Source organism: Streptomyces sp. NBC_01429 (assembly GCF_036231945.1).
Lineage (GTDB): Bacteria > Actinomycetota > Actinomycetes > Streptomycetales > Streptomycetaceae > Streptomyces.
The window spans coordinates 4987501-5004458 of record NZ_CP109599.1 but is presented as its reverse complement, the minus strand read 5'-3'; the positions used below and the strand labels follow the sequence as shown (position 1 = coordinate 5004458).

The 16958-nt window shown below is 69.2% G+C and carries 12 protein-coding genes and 2 rRNA genes (1 of these 14 running past the window's edge); 5 read left to right on the top strand and 9 right to left on the bottom strand.

Going from position 1 to position 16958, the window contains the following annotated elements; translation table 11 throughout:
- Positions 1-13: 13 nt before the first annotated feature.
- From OG627_RS22060 to mtnA, 7 genes are all read right to left on the bottom strand, one after another.
- Entirely contained in the window at positions 14-775 is a 762-nt protein-coding gene (locus OG627_RS22060; protein ID WP_329067676.1) for a response regulator transcription factor, read from the bottom strand.
- Positions 776-1025: 250 nt separating this feature from the next.
- The gene (gene hpf, locus OG627_RS22055) at positions 1026-1724 is read right to left on the bottom strand and encodes a ribosome hibernation-promoting factor, HPF/YfiA family (protein WP_329067674.1); all 699 of its coding nucleotides are present in this window, start codon (positions 1722-1724) and stop codon (positions 1026-1028) included.
- 313 nt (positions 1725-2037) lie between these two features.
- Positions 2038-2760, bottom strand: coding sequence for a ComF family protein (locus OG627_RS22050; RefSeq protein ID WP_329067672.1), 723 nt, complete (start codon positions 2758-2760; stop codon positions 2038-2040).
- A 198-nt stretch (positions 2761-2958) separates the two neighbouring features.
- Complete coding sequence (locus OG627_RS22045) at positions 2959-4851, bottom strand: LpqB family beta-propeller domain-containing protein (protein ID WP_443073520.1); 1893 nt, start codon at positions 4849-4851, stop codon at positions 2959-2961.
- A complete protein-coding gene (gene mtrB / locus OG627_RS22040; RefSeq protein WP_329067670.1) occupies positions 4841-6892 on the bottom strand; it encodes an MtrAB system histidine kinase MtrB in 2052 nt (683 codons plus the stop codon). The genes OG627_RS22045 and mtrB overlap by 11 nt, the downstream gene beginning before the upstream one ends.
- Position 6893: 1 nt before the next feature.
- Positions 6894-7571 (bottom strand): two-component system response regulator MtrA, encoded by a 678-nt coding sequence (mtrA, locus tag OG627_RS22035; protein WP_114659522.1) that lies wholly within the window; start codon positions 7569-7571, stop codon positions 6894-6896.
- Positions 7572-7809: 238 nt separating this feature from the next.
- The gene (gene mtnA / locus OG627_RS22030; RefSeq protein WP_329067665.1) at positions 7810-8958 is read right to left on the bottom strand and encodes an S-methyl-5-thioribose-1-phosphate isomerase; all 1149 of its coding nucleotides are present in this window, start codon (positions 8956-8958) and stop codon (positions 7810-7812) included.
- Positions 8959-9152: 194 nt separating this feature from the next.
- Here mtnA and OG627_RS22025 point away from each other — a divergent pair, with 194 nt between their 5' ends.
- The 5 genes from OG627_RS22025 to OG627_RS22005 are packed head-to-tail and all read left to right on the top strand — an operon-like array spanning position 9153 to position 14568.
- Positions 9153-10364, top strand: a complete 1212-nt coding sequence (locus OG627_RS22025) for a DUF7544 domain-containing protein (protein WP_329067663.1) — start codon at positions 9153-9155, stop codon at positions 10362-10364.
- Between the two features lie 4 nt (positions 10365-10368).
- Complete coding sequence (locus OG627_RS22020) at positions 10369-11052, top strand: DUF4129 domain-containing protein (protein ID WP_329067661.1); 684 nt, start codon at positions 10369-10371, stop codon at positions 11050-11052.
- Positions 11049-12248 carry a DUF4350 domain-containing protein gene (locus OG627_RS22015; RefSeq protein ID WP_329067659.1) on the top strand — a complete coding sequence of 400 codons (1200 nt, stop codon included), beginning with the start codon at positions 11049-11051 and terminating at the stop codon, positions 12246-12248. The genes OG627_RS22020 and OG627_RS22015 overlap by 4 nt, the downstream gene beginning before the upstream one ends.
- The gene (locus OG627_RS22010; protein WP_329067657.1) at positions 12245-13246 is read left to right on the top strand and encodes an AAA family ATPase; all 1002 of its coding nucleotides are present in this window, start codon (positions 12245-12247) and stop codon (positions 13244-13246) included. The genes OG627_RS22015 and OG627_RS22010 overlap by 4 nt, the downstream gene beginning before the upstream one ends.
- 11 nt (positions 13247-13257) lie before the next feature.
- A complete protein-coding gene (locus tag OG627_RS22005) occupies positions 13258-14568 on the top strand; it encodes a DUF58 domain-containing protein (RefSeq protein WP_329067655.1) in 1311 nt (436 codons plus the stop codon).
- Positions 14569-14716: 148 nt separating this feature from the next.
- Here the strand turns inward: OG627_RS22005 and rrf are convergent.
- Positions 14717-14833: ribosomal RNA gene (gene rrf, locus OG627_RS22000) — 5S ribosomal RNA — on the bottom strand.
- A 96-nt stretch (positions 14834-14929) separates the two neighbouring features.
- Positions 14930-16958, bottom strand: a 23S ribosomal RNA gene (locus OG627_RS21995); it runs 1094 nt beyond the window's last position.

The following is a 16958-nucleotide window of genomic DNA, read 5'->3' as shown; positions in this document are numbered from 1 at the left end:
GCGGGGGACCGCCTCAGCGGATTTCGAGGATCTTCTCCCGCATCGCGTAGACCACGGCCTCCATCCTGGAGTGCAGCTGAAGCTTCTCCAGGATGTTGCGCACATGGTTCTTCACGGTGTTCTCGGAGATGAACAACTCCTTGGCGATGTCACGGTTGTTCATACCGGTGGCCACCAGCTTGAGGACCTCCAGCTCGCGGTCGGTGAGCCGCGGCGCCGGGACGAGCCTGCGCTCGTCGGTGCGCTGGATCATCGACTTGAACTCGGTGAGCAGCTTGGACGCCATGGACGGGCTGATCTGGGACTGTCCGTCGGCGACGGCGCGGATCGCGGTGGCCACCTCGTCGGTGGAGATCTCCTTGAGGAGATAGCCGGTGGCGCCCGCCTTGATCGCGTCGTAGAGGTCCGCCTCCTCGTCGCTGATCGTCAGCATGATGATCTTGGCACTGGGGGCCACCTCCTTGATGGAGGTGCATGCCTCGATACCGCCGCGCTTGGGCATCCGTACATCCATCAGCACGATGTCGGGGAGCAGATCCGCGGCCTTGTCGACGGCCTCGGCGCCGTCGCCCGCCTCACCGACGACCTGGATGTCCTCCTCCTGGGCGAGGACGATCTCCAGTCCCCGGCGGAAGAGCGCGTGGTCGTCCACGACCAGGACGCGGATGGGCTCCTTGCCCGAGCCGTCGGGCTCGGCCTCGGTGTCGCCCCCGACGCCGCCCGCCGAGCCGTCAGCACCGCCCGCGTGGTGCACCGGTCCGAAACTGTCCGCCATCGTTCCCTCCCCTGAAGGCCGGGGCCCGAAATCCGGAGAGCCGGCCAACCGCAGTTCGCAGACCACCTGTTGGCTTGCCATGCCATGATTTCATGCCCGGACGACGGCGCGCCGGTCCTCCGGCGCGCAGGACAGTGCCCCCGAGGGCGCGAAGAGCGCTCAGGGGCACTGACGGAGCACGGATTTCAGTCTGATTCTGCGTTGGTTCCGGCCGGATTACGGTGATTCCGAACGGTATTCCCGTCGGGTATCAGCCGCCGAGAGCGCCGCCGGCGCCGCCCGCCTCCGAGCCCGCGAACGGGTCGGTCCGCAGATGGATGACGCCGTAGTCGTAGGCGTGGCGCCGGTAGACGACGCTGGGTTCCTTGGTGTCGGAGTCGACGAACAGATAGAAGTCGTGCCCGACCAGTTCCATCTCGTAGAGCGCCTGATCGAGGGTCATGGGCGCCGCGACGTGGGTCTTCTCACGGACCACCAGGGGCCCTTCACCCTGCACCTCCAGCGAGCCGACCATGGTCGTGGTCGTCGTGGCGGCCTCCTCGGCCGCCTCCTCGGCGGCGGTCGCGCCGTTCGCGTTCAACTGGGCGATGCCAGGAACGACATCGGGGACCTCGGCTGCCGTCAACCTGCCGCTGCCACGGCGGTTGAAGCGCTTCTCGTGCTGCTTGCGCAGCCGCGCCTCCAGTTTGCCGGTGGCCAGGTCGAGTGCCGCGTACGGATCGGCTGCCGCCGCCTCCGCCCGAATCACCGGGCCTCGGGAATGGAGCGTGATCTCCACCCGGTCGCTCCGGTCGGCCTGACGCGGATTGTGTTCCTTGGACACCTCGACGTCGAGGCTGATCACCTTGCCGTCGAGCTTCTGGATCTTCTCCAGCTTCAGCTTCTCGGCCACGTGCTTGCGGAACCGCTCGGGCACCTCGGTCTTGCGGCCCTTGACGACGATGTCCACGCAGAACTCCGTTCCCGGATCACTCCGCCTCGTTGCGGAGCTACTCCCTGTTGCACCAGGCCCCAGTCACCACTGGAGCCTCGGACTTGGCGGCTTTCACCTCCTCCTCCCCCCTCGGCAAGATCCCCACCCTCCGGATTTTCGAGGGTGTGAAAGCGCCGAAGCACACCAGTGCGTTCATCGAGTCATGACTTGCGCCACTCCTCATAACCGAACATAGACCCCCCGGACGGGTGTCGGCACCCGCTACCGGTACGAATCTCTGTTCCGCTGTTCTCCTGCCCTGTTTACCTGCAACGATGCGCGCTCGCCGTCAGTTCCGGTTTATTTCGAAGGAGAGCGGCGGCGCGGCCACGACAGCGGCGCTCACCGGCGGGAATCCGGGAATGCCGGGCCCCGTCGCGCCACGCAGCGCGCGGGCCGCCTCGGCCAGCGAGGCTCCGGTCGTCATGAGATCGTCCACCAGCACCACCCGGCCGCCCTCCAGCAGCCCCGCGCCCCCCACGGCGACCTCCAGGGCCCCCGACAGGTTCGACAGCCTCTGACGGGCGCCGAGGCCCGCCTGATCGGCCACCGCGCGCCGCTGCCGCAGCACCGGCAGCACCCGGCAGGGCCGTCCCGCCCGCCGCAGCTCACCGGCGGCGGCCAGCGCGATCCTGCGGGCGGCGTCATGCCCGCGCGCGCCCACCGCCCGCCGCGTGGACGGCACCGGTACGAGCAGCAGCGGCCCCACCCCCGTCCCCGGCGGCGCGGCGGCCCGCACCGCCCCGGCCAGCGCGCGCCCCAGCGGCCCCGCGAGCCCCAGCGCACCGCGCTCCTTGTGCGCCAGCAGCACCGCGCGCACCGCGTCCTCGTACGGCGCCGCCGCGTGCACCGGCGGCAGCCCGGCCGGCTCCGGGACCGGCCGCACCCGGCACGGCCAGGTCCCGTACAGCGCCCGTCCGCAGTCCTCGCACAGAGGTGTCCTGGGGCTGCCGCAGCCGCCACAGGCCACCGGCAGCACCAACCCGGTGATCTCACGCCACCACGCCCGCATGAGAGACACTGTGCCAACGTCGGAGGCACCCCGGCTACCCCTGTGGAAAACCGGGCCGGGTACCGGGCCCCGTACCGGAATCCGGCCGAAACGGCGCGCCCCACCGGATCCGCGGGATCCCTGTGCGATTCCCGTGAGATCCCCGTGTCATCCGCGCGGGAGAGCCCGGCCGTGGCCCGGCCTCCCCCGCGTCCCTCGTCAGCCGGGGTAGACCGGCGACGACCCCACCTCGACCATCGTCTGCCAGTTCGTCCCCGAGGGCAGCCGTACGATCCCGGCGTCCTCCGAGTCGGCGACCAGCGGCTGCCGGTCGTCGTCGGCCGCCGCGATCGCCGTCACCTGGTTCAGCCCGGGCAGCACCCCGGCGGCCGAGGTCGACCCGTCGGTCTGGATGTAGCGCACCTGCTGCACCCCGCCGGACTCCTTGCCGACGACCACCAGCCGGCTCGGACCGGCCCAGGACACCGCCGTCACCGTCTCCATCTGCGGCGCCACCGACTGGAGCCGTGTCACGGTCACCGTCGGATCGGTCTTGGAACCGTGCCGTTCCACCCGTCCGATCTGGAGCGTGTTCCGCCCGTCCTTCGTCAGCAGCAGCGCGATCCGCACACCGTCCGCGGACACCCTCAGCGACTTGATCCGCGCGCCGTCGAGCCCCTCGACCGTCACCGGCCGCGCCGGCCCGGCGCCGCCCGTGAACCGCAGCAGACGGGGCTTGGCCGCGTCGCGGTCCGCTATCCACAGATCGCCGCGCCCGTCCCAGCTCGGCGCGGACAGCGCGCCCTCTTCGCCCTTGCCCCCGCTGGTCACCAGCGGATCGCCCAGCTCGCTGTCGGAGAGGATCGACGACACGTACAGCGACTTGTAGTCCTCCGCCACCCCCGCCGCGTGCTTCTCGTCGCGCGCCACCGCGACCGACGAGAGCTTCACCGCCCCCGTACCGAAGGGCCCGATGACCTGCGAGCGGTCCACCGGCTGGTCGGCGCCCGCCTGAAGCAGCGAGAGCCGCCCGTGGTCGTCCACGAAGTACGGATTGACGCTCCGGCCCGTCGCGCGGTCGGGCGCGAACTCCTCCGCCTGGTCCCCGCTGAGCACACAGAGCGAGGAGCCGTCCGCCAGCAGCTCGACCTGGCCGACCGGGGTGGAGGTGAGATCCCGCAGGGTGAACAGGAGTTGCGCCGCCATCTTCCGGCACTGGGTGCGCCCCGCCTTGGCCGCCTTCTCGTTCAGCGGCACCTTCAGCGCGTTGCGGTCGTCGAACTCCAGCGTGGTGACACCCTTCTGGAGTGCCGTGCCGGCGGGGAACGGCGAGTCCACGACCGGCTTCAGCCAGTGCGTCGGCCCGTCGAGCAAAACCTTGACGGCCTGGGTGACCGGATCCATGCGGGTCGTGGGGTCTATTCGCTGCCGGATGTAGACCGGATCAGCGACCAGCCAGTTCTCATCTGAGGCAAAGTAATACTTGTTGACGGAACGGTAGTTCCGCTGGAAGTCCGACTCACCGAGCACCAGCCCCTGCGGCAGCGAGTCGATGCGCCACTCCTTGGTGTTCCCCACGGTCTGCCGCACCAGGTGGATGTCCCCGTCGTACGCCGTCGGCTCGATCGGCTTGTAGGCGTGCGCGGAATCCACATCGGCGATCCGGTCGCCGTAGAGCGGGTAGGTCAGCCCCGCCGACTCGCTGCCCGACGGCTCCTTCGGACCGGCCGGATCGGGCGCGGCACGCAGCACCGCCGTACCGGCCCCCGGCTGCCAGAACGCGGACGCGTCCTTCGTCAGATACTTCCTGGCCATCGCGAAGTCGGGATCGTCACTGGTCATGGCCTCCAGGAAGCCGTCCACGATCTCGTCGGGCTGCGCCTTCTCGCGCGGCGGCACCGCGTACACCCGTACCTGCGACTCCCCGGGCGGCGACGCCTTGACCGGCTCCACGCCCCCGCGGTCCGGGATCGACGCGCACCCGGCCAGCAGCACGGCGCACACCCCCAGCGCGGCGGGCGTCAGCGCCGCACGTCCCCGCCCGTACCGGCCCCTCGCGTACCGTTCCCGCCCGTCCCGTCCCCGCCCGTACCGACCGCGCTCAGCGCCCACGAATCGTGTCCTCCCGCTCCGCAGCCTGGCGTGCCGGGTCCTGAGACCCGCTGTCATCGGATTCACCGCCGGGATTCCGCTCCCCGGCGGGACGTGCCACCACCCGCGCGCCGCTGCCGGGCAGCGCCGCCGGGTCCACGGCGGCCGTCGGGCGCGCCGGGGCGGGCACCACCGGCGCGCCGGTCAGCGAAGGGCGGTCCGTCCGCGGCTGGCCCGGCACGGCCGCCAGCCGCTGGGCGCTCTCCTTGACGTCCTGGGCGCCCGCGCGCTCCCGGTTGCGCCGCGAGTCCTCGGGCTCCAGCGGTATGGGCGAGCCGCGCAGCGCCTCGTCCGCCGTACGCGGGAGCGTCAGCCGGAACTGGGAGCCGCCGCCCGGCTCCCCCCACGCCTGGAGCCAGCCGCCGTGCAGCCGGGCATCCTCGACGGCGATCGACAGACCGAGGCCGGTGCCGCCGGTGGTACGGGCGCGGGCGGGATCGGCCCGCCAGAAGCGGTTGAACACCCGGGTCGCCTCGCCGGGCTTGAGCCCCACCCCGTAGTCGCGTACGGCGACGGCGACCGCGCCGCCCGCCGCTCCCAGCCGTACGACGACGTCGCGGCCCTCGCCGTGCTCGACGGCGTTGACGACCAGATTGCGCAGCACCCGCTCGACCCGGCGGGCATCGGCCTCCGCGACGACGGGCTGCTCGTCCCCGAGGACCCGGATCCGGCTGCCCTTGGCCTCGGCCAGCGGTTCCGCGCCGCCGATCACCCTGCGTACGACCTGGCGCAGATCTATCGGCTCGGCCTCCAGGGCCGCCGCGCCGGCGTCGAAGCGGCTGATCTCCAGCAGGTCCGACAGCAGCGATTCGAAGCGGTCCAGCTGGTCCCCGAGCAGCTCGGCCGAGCGCGCCGTCACCGGATCGAAGTCGGCGCGCGCCTCGTGGATGACGTCCGCGGCCATCCGTACGGTCGTCAGCGGCGTGCGCAGCTCGTGCGACACGTCGGAGACGAACCGGCGCTGCATCCTGGACAGCTCCTCCAGCTGCTGGATCTTGTGCTGGAGGTTCTGCGCCATCTTGTTGAACGCCTCACCGAGCCGGGCGATGTCGTCCTCGCCGGTGACCTTCATACGTTCCTGGAGGCGGCCGGTGGAGAGCCGCTCGGCGATTCCGGCGGCCATCCGTACGGGCGTGACGACCTGCCGCACCACCAGCCAGGCGATGGCCCCGAGCAGCACGACCACGAAGAGTCCCGCCGTGGCCAGCGTGCCCTTGACCAGGTTGAGCGACTGTTCCTCCTGGGACAGCGGGAAGAGGTAGTACAGCTCGTACGCGTTGCCGTCGACATCGTTCAGCCGCTTGCCGACGATCAGCCCGGGCTCCGGATCCCGGTCCTCGGTGGCGCCGGTGTACCTGATCTGCGCGTACGCCTCGAACGACCCGTTGCCCTGCGCGACCGCCGTACGCAGGTCCGCGGGAACGCTGGAGAAGTCGACGCCGCCGGAGACCCGGGGCGCGCGGCTGGTGGCGTCTGCGGAATCCGGACTCAGCGCCACCACATTGAAGGCGCCCGGCCCGCCACTGGCGAGCTGTTCCACCAGGTCGGAGCGCCAGTTGACGGAGTTCCTGCCCGATCTGGCGCTCGTCGCGTCGCCGTCCCGGCCGCCGAGCGCCGCCGGCGAGTCGGCCTTCTCCTTCGCGACGGTGAAACCACCGGCCGCCTGGCTCTGGGCGGCCTTCTCCTTGGCCTCCAGGAGACCGTTGCGGACCTGTCCGATGACGACGAACCCGAGCAGCAGCACCACCCCGAGCGACATCAGCAGCGTCGTCGCGATGATCCGCAGCTGGATATTGCGCCGCCACAGCCGCACGGCGGGCAGCAGCGGACGCCTCACCCAGCGCACCACGAGCCGCAGCACGGGCGCGCCGGGCGAGCCGTCCTGAAGCAGCCGGCCGCTCCTGAACAGCAGCCCGAACCGCGAAAACGCATGCCGGGCCCCGGCAGCCCGCCCCGCACGGACTCCCGGCTCACCGGGGATCGGAGCAGTGCCGCCGGTCATCTCAGCTCGGTCCTGCCTTGTAGCCGACACCGCGCACGGTCACCACGATCTCCGGCCGCTCCGGGTCCTGCTCGACCTTGGAGCGCAGCCGCTGGACATGCACGTTGACCAGCCGGGTGTCCGCCGCGTGCCGGTATCCCCACACCTGCTCCAGGAGCACCTCGCGCGTGAACACCTGCCACGGCTTACGGGCCAGCGCGACCAGCAGATCGAATTCGAGCGGCGTCAGGGCGATGGACTGCCCCTCCCGCTTCACGGAGTGACCGGCCACGTCGATGACCAGATCACCGATCGTCAACTGCTCCGGCGCCGGCTCCTCCGACCTGCGCAGCCGTGCCCTGATCCGGGCCACCAGCTCCTTGGGCTTGAACGGCTTGACGATGTAGTCGTCGGCGCCGGACTCCAGCCCCACCACCACATCCACCGTGTCGCTCTTGGCCGTGAGCATCACGATGGGCACCCCGGACTCGGCCCTGATCAGCCGGCACACCTCGATACCGTCCCGGCCGGGCAGCATGAGATCCAGCAGCACCAGATCAGGCTTGGCCTCACGGAAGGCAGCCAGTGCCTTGTCACCGTCCGCTACGAACGACGGCTCGAAACCCTCACCACGCAACACAATGCCGAGCATCTCGGCCAGTGCGGTGTCGTCATCGACGACAAGGACGCGTCCCTTCATATCGACATCATCCCATTTTCGTTTCCGTTGCATAGACACGCGTGATCTCGGTCACTGACCGGCGGCGATCTGGGCCGACATCCGTGAGCGACCGTCGCTGTCCGCTGCCGCTGATGTCACGCACTGATGTCACACCCTCGCCTTGTCGACCACAGCTCCGACACCGAACCATAGCCACCCCGGCCGCCCTGCCGTCTTCCGTCACCCCGGGCACGGTGCGGCGAGCGGCCACATCCGGCTAGCCGGCCGCCACCTGGCCCGACCTGACACACAACTCCGCGATCCCGTCCCCGGTCACCGGGGACAGCACCCCGTATTCGGTGACGATCGCCGTCACCAGTTCCGGAGGCGTGACATCGAAGGCCGGGTTGTACGCCTGCGTTCCGAGCGGCGCCACCGGCATCCCGCCCCCCGCCTCCACTCCCGCCACGACGACCTGCGGCGCCGTGAGCTCCGTCACCTCGTGCCCCGGCCGCTGCTCCACCTCGATCGACGCACCGTCCCGGGTCGCCAGGTCGATCGTCGTCGTGGGCGCGACCACCACGAACGGCACGTGGTGGTACTTGGCGAGCACCGCGAGCGGATAACTTCCCACCTTGTTGGCCACGGAGCCGTCGGCGGCGATCCGGTCCGCCCCGATCAGGACGGCATCCACCTCCCCCGACGCGAGGAGCGAACCCGCCGCGTTGTCCGTGAGCAAGGTGTACGCCATCCCGTTCCGGGCCGCCTCGTACGCCGTCAGCCGCGCCCCCTGGAGGAGCGGACGGGTCTCGTCCACCCACAGCCGCCGCAACCGGCCGGCCCGGTGGGCCGACAGCGCCACGGCGAACGCGGTGCCCTCCCCGCCCGAGACGAGCGCCCCGGTGTTGCAGTGGGTCAGAATCCGGTGCCCGCCACCCGGCAGCAGCTCATCGAGGAGCGCGAGCCCGAACGCCGCCATCCGCGTACTGGCCTCGGCGTCCTCCCGGTGCAGCTCCCTCGCCTCGGCGAGCGTCGCGGCCGCCGCCCGCTCCGGATCGCTCCCCAGCGCGAGCGCGGCCCGATGGGCGTCCCGCGCTCGCCGCACCCCGTAGCCGAGGTTCACCGCGGTGGGCCGCGCCCCCGCCAGCTGCTCGGCAGCGTCCTCCACGTCGAAGCCGCGCGCCGCCGCCAGCGCCACCCCGTAGGCGCCCGCGATCCCCAGCAGCGGCGCCCCGCGCACCGCGAGCGTGCGGATCGCCACCACCAGCGCGGGCACGTCCGTGCAGACCAGCTCGGCTTCCTCGACCGGCAGCCTGGTCTGGTCGAGGAGCACCAGTACGGGGCCCTCGGGCGGCTCGTCCCAGCGGAGGGAAGGAAGCATGGGCAGCCCGGCGCCGACCGGGGTTTGTGCGTGCTGATCAGCCATCCGCCCAGTCTGCCCGCTGTCGCACGGCCGGAGAAGGCCCGCTTCCAGGGCGGAAGGGGATACGGGCACCGGTCCGCCCGGGAGCCGCGCGTGGCACGATGGCTGCCAGCCCGCCGCCCCGCTCCGCGGCCGGGCACCGCTGGAGAACCGGCTCGCCGAGCCGATTCCGCAACCAATCCACGAGGTGGACGACCGTGAACGACACGCCGGGCTGGGCCTCGCCCGGATCCGCCCCGTCCGACGGCCAGGACGCCACTGTGCCCGGACCGGCCGCACCCGCCGACGACACCGCCTCCAAGTGGTCCGCGTCCCAGCCGCCGGCCGGGCAATGGTCCGCGCCGAGCACCCCGGCCACCGGCCCCGGCGCTCCGCCCCGGCCGGCTCCCGGCTGGGGCAACGCGGGCCCCGGCGGCGGACCGGGCGGCGGCTGGGGCAAGCCGCCCGCCGCCAAGCCGGGCGTGATCCCGCTCCGCCCGCTCAGCGTCGGCGAGATCCTCGACGGCGCCGTGTCCACCATGCGCACGCACTGGCGCACGGTGCTCAGCGTCAGCCTCGTCGTCGCCGTCATCTCGCAGATCGGCGAGATACTCGTGCAGCGCTACCTCATCCCGCAGCCCGCCGCGATCGATCCGAACGCGACCGCGTCGGAAGTCCTCCGGCAGACAGCGGAATCGACGCAGTCGAGTCTCCTCGCCCAGGCGCCCTCGCTCATCATCACGATCATCGGCACCATCTTCGTCACGGCGGTACTCACCGTGGTGATCAGCCGCTCTGTGCTCGGACGCCCCGTCACGCTCTCCGAAGCCTGGAACGAGGCCCGGCCCCGGCTCCTCCAACTGCTCGGGCTCACCCTGCTGGTGCCGCTCATCAGCGTCGTCCTCATCACCGTCGGCATCCTCCCCGGTCTGCTGGTGGGATCGGCGGGAGGAGCCGTACTGGCCCTCCTCGGCGCGATGGCCGCCGTCGTCGCGATCATCTGGCTGATGGTCCGCCTCAGCCTCGCCTCCCCCGCTCTCATGCTGGAGCGCCAGGGCGTGCTGACCGCGTTGCGCCGCTCCGCGAAGCTCGTGAGCGGATCCTGGTGGCGCATCTTCGGCATCCAGTCCCTGACCGTCCTGCTGGTCATGTTCATCTCGCTGGTCATCGCCCTCCCGTTCAGCGTCATCGCGATGGCGGTGGACGGCTCCGTCCTCGACGGTCTGCTCTCCGGCGACGCCCCGGACTTCGGCTGGCCCTTCCTGATCATCACCGGCATCGGCGCCGTGATCGCCACGACGATCACCTACCCGATCTCCGCCGGCGTCAGCGTCCTCCTCTACGTGGACCAGCGCATCCGGCGCGAGGCCCTCGACCTCGAACTGGCCCGGGCCGCGGGTGTATCCGGCGACGGCACCCCCAGGGGCTGACACGGTGCCCATACCGGGGGGAGCGCACGCACTGCTGATCCGCGCGAGCGGCGACATACCGTTGGACACTCCCCGTCTCCCCGCCCGCGAGGCGGCGGAGCGGGAGCTGTCCAAACCGATGTACCACGAGAACGACCCGAACCTCCTGTCCCGCGCGATGAACACCCTGTGGGAATGGCTCGGCAGACTCCTCGACTCGGCCTCCGGCGCGGCCCCCGGCGGCCCGCTCGGCCTCGTCGTCATCGCACTGATCGTCGTAGCACTCCTCGCCGCCCTCTGGTGGCGGCTGGGCTCCCCCCGTCGCGTCTCCGACGGACCGGGACACCTCTTCGACGAAGGCCCGCGCAGCGCCGACGAACACCGCGCCACCGCCGAGGAGCACGCCGCCGCCGCACGCTGGACCGAAGCCGTCCAGGAACGGATGCGCGCGATCGTCCGCTCCCTGGAGGAACGGGCCCTCCTCGACCCGCGCCCCGGCCGCACCGCCGACGAGGCCGCCGCCGAGGCCGCCCGCCCCCTCCCCGACCACGCGGACCGACTGCGCACCGCCGCCCGGGAGTTCGACGACGTCACATACGGCGGACGCACCGGGGACCAGCGGGCATACCAGCGGCTGCACGATCTCGATCTCGACCTGGAACGCGCGAAACCCCAGCTAAGCGCCGTACCCGGAGGACCTGCCGAGTGACCTCCACGATCAGCCCCACCTCGCTCTCCCCGACCTCCCGTCAGATCTGGAACCGCAGCCGCGGGCTGCTGCTCGCCCTCGTCCTCCTTCTGGCCGCCGGCGTCACCCTGGCCGCCCTCCGCTCCGGCGATCAGCACGGACACCTCGACCCCCGCTCCGCCGACCGGTCCGGCAGCCGCGCCGTCGCCGAACTGCTCAAAAGCAGCGGCGTCACCATCGACGTGGTCACCACACTGGACAGGGCCGCCGCCGCGACCGGCCCCGACACGACGCTCCTGGTCACGGACCCGGATCTGCTGACTCCCCACCAACAGCGGGTGCTGCGCGCCGCGACGGCGCCCGCGGCCGGCCGCACCGTCCTGCTCGGCCCCGGTATCCCCTCCGTCGGCACACTCGCACCCGGCGTCCGCACCGTCGCCCCCGCACCGGTCGCCGCACGGGCTCCCCAGTGCACCCTGCCCGCCGCCGCGCGAGCCGGCAAGGCCGACATCGGCGGGGAGCGCTACGTCACCGACGCGCTCGACAACGACGCCTGCTACCCGGCCGACGGCATTCCGTCCCTCCTCCGGCTGAGTGAGCCGGACGCGGGCGACACGATCCTGCTGGGCTCCCCCGACATCCTCCTCAACGACCGCCTCGACCACGAGGGCAACGCGTCGCTGGCCCTTCAACTGCTCGGTTCCCGACCCCATCTCGTCTGGTACCTCCCCTCACTCAGCGATCCCTCCGCCTCCGACGGACGTGACAGCGGCGAAGACGGCGGCGACGACTTCCTCGATCTGATCCCTTCCGGCTGGCTCTGGGGCACCTTCCAGCTCTTCCTCGCCGCGGTGCTCGCCGCCGTCTGGCGTGCCCGCAGGCTGGGCCCTCTGGTACCCGAGCGCCTTCCCGTGGCCACCAGGGCATCCGAGTCCGCCGAGGGCCGCGCCCGTCTCTACCGCAAGACGAACGCCCGGGATCACGCCGCGTCCGCCCTGCGCTCGGCCACCCGCGACCGTCTCGCCTCCCTCCTCGGCGTACCTCCCAAGGAAGCGCACGCTCCCGAAACCCTGATCCCACCGGTCTCCGCCCGGATCCCCTCCACCGCACTGGACCCGAGCTTCCTGCTCTTCGGCCCGGCGCCGGCCGACGACTCCGCTCTCGTCCGCCTGGCGGACCAACTCGACGCCCTCGAAAGAGAGGTACGCACCTCATGAGTGCCCCGACCGCACAGAACGCCGGGAATTCCACGACCGCCGGGAACGCGGACAGCGCCCGCGCTTCCCTGGAAGCCCTGCGCGCCGAAATCGCGAAGGCGGTGGTCGGCCAGGACCCCGCCGTCACCGGGCTGGTCGTCGCCCTTCTCTGCCGCGGCCATGTCCTACTCGAAGGAGTCCCCGGCGTCGCGAAGACCCTTCTCGTACGTGCGCTGGCCGCATCCCTCGAACTCGACACCAAGCGCGTCCAGTTCACCCCCGACCTGATGCCGAGTGACATCACCGGGTCACTCGTCTACGACGCCCGCACCGCGGAGTTCTCCTTCCAGCCCGGCCCGGTCTTCACCAACCTGCTGCTGGCGGACGAGATCAACCGCACGCCGCCCAAGACCCAGTCATCGCTTCTGGAGGCGATGGAGGAACGCCAGGTCACGGTCGACGGGACAGCGCGCCCGCTGCCCGATCCCTTCCTCGTCGCCGCGACACAGAATCCGGTCGAGTACGAGGGCACTTACCCCCTTCCCGAAGCCCAGCTCGACCGCTTCCTCCTCAAACTGACCGTGCCGCTGCCTTCACGCGACGACGAGATCCATGTCCTGACCCGCCATGCGGAAGGCTTCAATCCGCGTGACCTCCAAGCCGCGGGGGTCCGGCCCGTCGCCGGGCCGGCCGACCTGGAGGCCGCGCGCGACGCCGTGGCCAGGACATCCGTCTCGCCCGAGATCACGGGCTATGTCGTCGATATCTGCCGTACCACTCGTGATTCCCCCTCGCTCGCCTTCGGCGTCTCACCACGAGGCGCCACCGCCCTGCTCTCCACCGCACGCGCCTGGGCCTGGCTCACCGGCCGGGACTACGTCACCCCGGACGATGTGAAGGCCCTGGCGCTCCCCACCCTCCGCCATCGCGTTCAGCTGCGGCCCGAGGCCGAGATGGAGGGCGTCACCGCCGACTCCGTCATCACCGCGATCCTCGCCCAAGTCCCCGTCCCCCGATGAGGCGTTGAACCATGGCCCTCACCGGACGAACCGCGCTGCTCGCCGCCCTCGGCTCTCTCCCCGTCGGCATGTTCGCCCCCAGCTGGGCGGGGATCCTTGCCGTCAACGCGCCCCTCTCCCTCGCCATTCTGTGCGACTACGCGCTGGCGGCACCAGTCAAATCGCTCCGATTCACTCGAAGCGGTGATACGTCAGTTCGACTGGGAGAGAGCGCCGAGGTCCACATCACCATCACCAACCGCGCAGGTCGCAGGCTACGGGCCCGGCTCCGGGACGCCTGGGAGCCGAGCAGTTGGATCACCGGAACCGAGCAGAGCCGCTCCCGCCACATGTTGACGATTCCCGCCGGTGAGCGCCGCCGTCTGACCACCGTCCTTCGTCCCACCCGCCGGGGCGAACGGCACGCGCAGCGGGTCACGGTGCGCTCGTTCGGCCCGATGGGACTGGCGGCCCGCCAGGGCAACCACGAAGTGCCGTGGGCCGTACGCGTCCTCCCGCCGTTCACCAGTCGCAAGCATCTGCCGTCGAGGCTCGCCCGACTGCGGGAACTGGACGGCCGCACCAGCGTGCTGACGAGGGGCGAGGGCACCGAGTTCGACAGCCTCCGCGCGTACGTGCCGGGGGACGACACCAGGTCCATCGACTGGCGGGCGACAGCGCGCCAGTCAGCCGTCGCCGTACGCACCTGGCGGCCCGAACGTGACCGGCACATCCTGATCGTGCTCGATACCGGCCGCACCTCGGCCGGCCGGGTGGGCGATGTCCCCCGTCTCGACGCGGCGATGGACGCGGCACTGCTCCTGACGGCTCTGGCCTCACGGGCCGGCGACCGGGTGGATCTCCTGGCCTACGATCGCCGCATCCGCGCACAGGTCCAGGGACGCTCGGCCGGCGATGTCCTGCCCGCCATGGTCAACGCGCTCGCCCCTCTGGAACCGGAGCTGGTGGAGACGGACGCTCGCGGCCTCAGCGCGGCCACCCTGAAGAGTGCCCCACGCCGATCGCTCGTCGTCCTGCTCACCGGCCTCGACGCGGCCGCTGTCGAGGAGGGGCTTCTCCCCGTCCTCCCTCAGCTCACCCGTCGCCACACGGTGCTCGTCGCCTCGGTGGCCGATCCACACATCCAGGAGATGAGCGCGGCACGCGGCACAGTGGACGCGGTCTACGAAGCTGCCGCCGGCACCCAGTCGCAGTCCCAGCGACGGCGAACTGCGGAACAGCTACAGCGTTACGGAGTCACCGTCGTGGACGCCACCCCGGACAACCTCGCACCGGCGCTCGCGGATGCCTACCTCGCTCTGAAGGCCGCAGGACGTCTCTGAGAGGCAGCGGCAGGGATTCCACTGGCCCGGGGGCAAGAAGGAGACCGGGAACCGGGCCGGTGAAATCGCTGGAAGGAAAGCCTCAAAAAAAGATCCTGAACGCAGAAATGCCCCGCACCATAAGGTGCGGGGCATCCCCACAATAATTGTTCGGCGGCGTCCTACTCTCCCACAGGGTCCCCCCTGCAGTACCATCGGCGCTGTGAGGCTTAGCTTCCGGGTTCGGAATGTAACCGGGCGTTTCCCTCACGCAATGACCACCGAAACACTATGAAGTTAAACAAACACCGGATACACATCTAATTAAAGACGGTCACGGCTGTTCGTTACTTCAGAACTAACACAGTGGACGCGAGCAACTGAGGACAAGCCCTCGGCCTATTAGTACCAGTCAGCTCCAACCGTTACCGGTCTTCCACATCTGGCCTATCAACCCAGTCGTCTACTGGGAGCCTTAACCCCTCTAGGAGGTGGGAGTCCTCATCTCGAAGCAGGCTTCCCGCTTAGATGCTTTCAGCGGTTATCCTTTCCGAACGTAGCCAACCAGCCATGCCCTTGGCAGAACAACTGGCACACCAGAGGTTCGTCCGTCCCGGTCCTCTCGTACTAGGGACAGCCCTTCTCAAGACTCCTGCGCGCGCAGCGGATAGGGACCGAACTGTCTCACGACGTTCTAAACCCAGCTCGCGTACCGCTTTAATGGGCGAACAGCCCAACCCTTGGGACCGACTCCAGCCCCAGGATGCGACGAGCCGACATCGAGGTGCCAAACCATCCCGTCGATATGGACTCTTGGGGAAGATCAGCCTGTTATCCCCGGGGTACCTTTTATCCGTTGAGCGACGGCGCTTCCACAAGCCACCGCCGGATCACTAGTCCCGACTTTCGTCCCTGCTCGACCCGTCGGTCTCACAGTCAAGCTCCCTTGTGCACTTACACTCAACACCTGATTACCAACCAGGCTGAGGGAACCTTTGGGCGCCTCCGTTACTCTTTAGGAGGCAACCGCCCCAGTTAAACTACCCATCAGACACTGTCCCTGATCCGGATCACGGACCCAGGTTAGACATCCAGCACGACCAGAGTGGTATTTCAACGACGACTCCACCTGAACTGGCGTCCAAGCTTCAAAGTCTCCCACCTATCCTACACAAGCCGAACCGAACACCAATATCAAACTATAGTAAAGGTCCCGGGGTCTTTCCGTCCTGCTGCGCGAAACGAGCATCTTTACTCGTAGTGCAATTTCACCGGGCCTATGGTTGAGACAGTCGAGAAGTCGTTACGCCATTCGTGCAGGTCGGAACTTACCCGACAAGGAATTTCGCTACCTTAGGATGGTTATAGTTACCACCGCCGTTTACTGGCGCTTAAGTTCTCAGCTTCGCCAACCCGAAGATTGACTAACCGGTCCCCTTAACGTTCCAGCACCGGGCAGGCGTCAGTCCGTATACATCGCCTTACGGCTTCGCACGGACCTGTGTTTTTAGTAAACAGTCGCTTCTCGCTGGTCTCTGCGGCCACCCCAAGCTCAGGAAGTAAATTCCATCACCTAGAATGGCCCCCCTTCTCCCGAAGTTACGGGGGCATTTTGCCGAGTTCCTTAACCATAGTTCACCCGAACGCCTCGGTATTCTCTACCTGACCACCTGAGTCGGTTTAGGGTACGGGCCGCCATGAAACTCGCTAGAGGCTTTTCTCGACAGCATAGGATCATCCACTTCACCACAATCGGCTCGGCATCAGGTCTCAGGCACATGTCATCCGGATTTACCTGGACAACGCCCTACACCCTTACCCCGGGACAACCACCGCCCGGGCTGGACTACCTTCCTGCGTCACCCCATCGCTTACCTACTACCACCTTGGATCAGCGGCTCCACCACTCCCCTTTGCCCGAAGGCTCCAGGACGGCTTCACGGCCTTAGCATTAATGGATTCGATACTGGGCGTTTCAAAGCGGGTACCGGAATATCAACCGGTTGTCCATCGACTACGCCTGTCGGCCTCGCCTTAGGTCCCGACTTACCCTGGGCAGATCAGCTTGACCCAGGAACCCTTAGTCAATCGGCGCACACGTTTCCCACGTGTGTATCGCTACTCATGCCTGCATTCTCACTCGTGAACCGTCCACAACTAGCTTCCGCTGCTGCTTCACCCGGCACACGACGCTCCCCTACCCATCACAGTCCCCGTTGGGGGTATGTACTGCAATGACACGACTTCGGCGGTACGCTTGAGCCCCGCTACATTGTCGGCGCGGAATCACTTGACCAGTGAGCTATTACGCACTCTTTCAAGGATGGCTGCTTCTAAGCCAACCTCCTGGTTGTCTCTGCGACTCCACATCCTTTCCCACTTAGCGTACGCTTAGGGGCCTTAGTCGATGC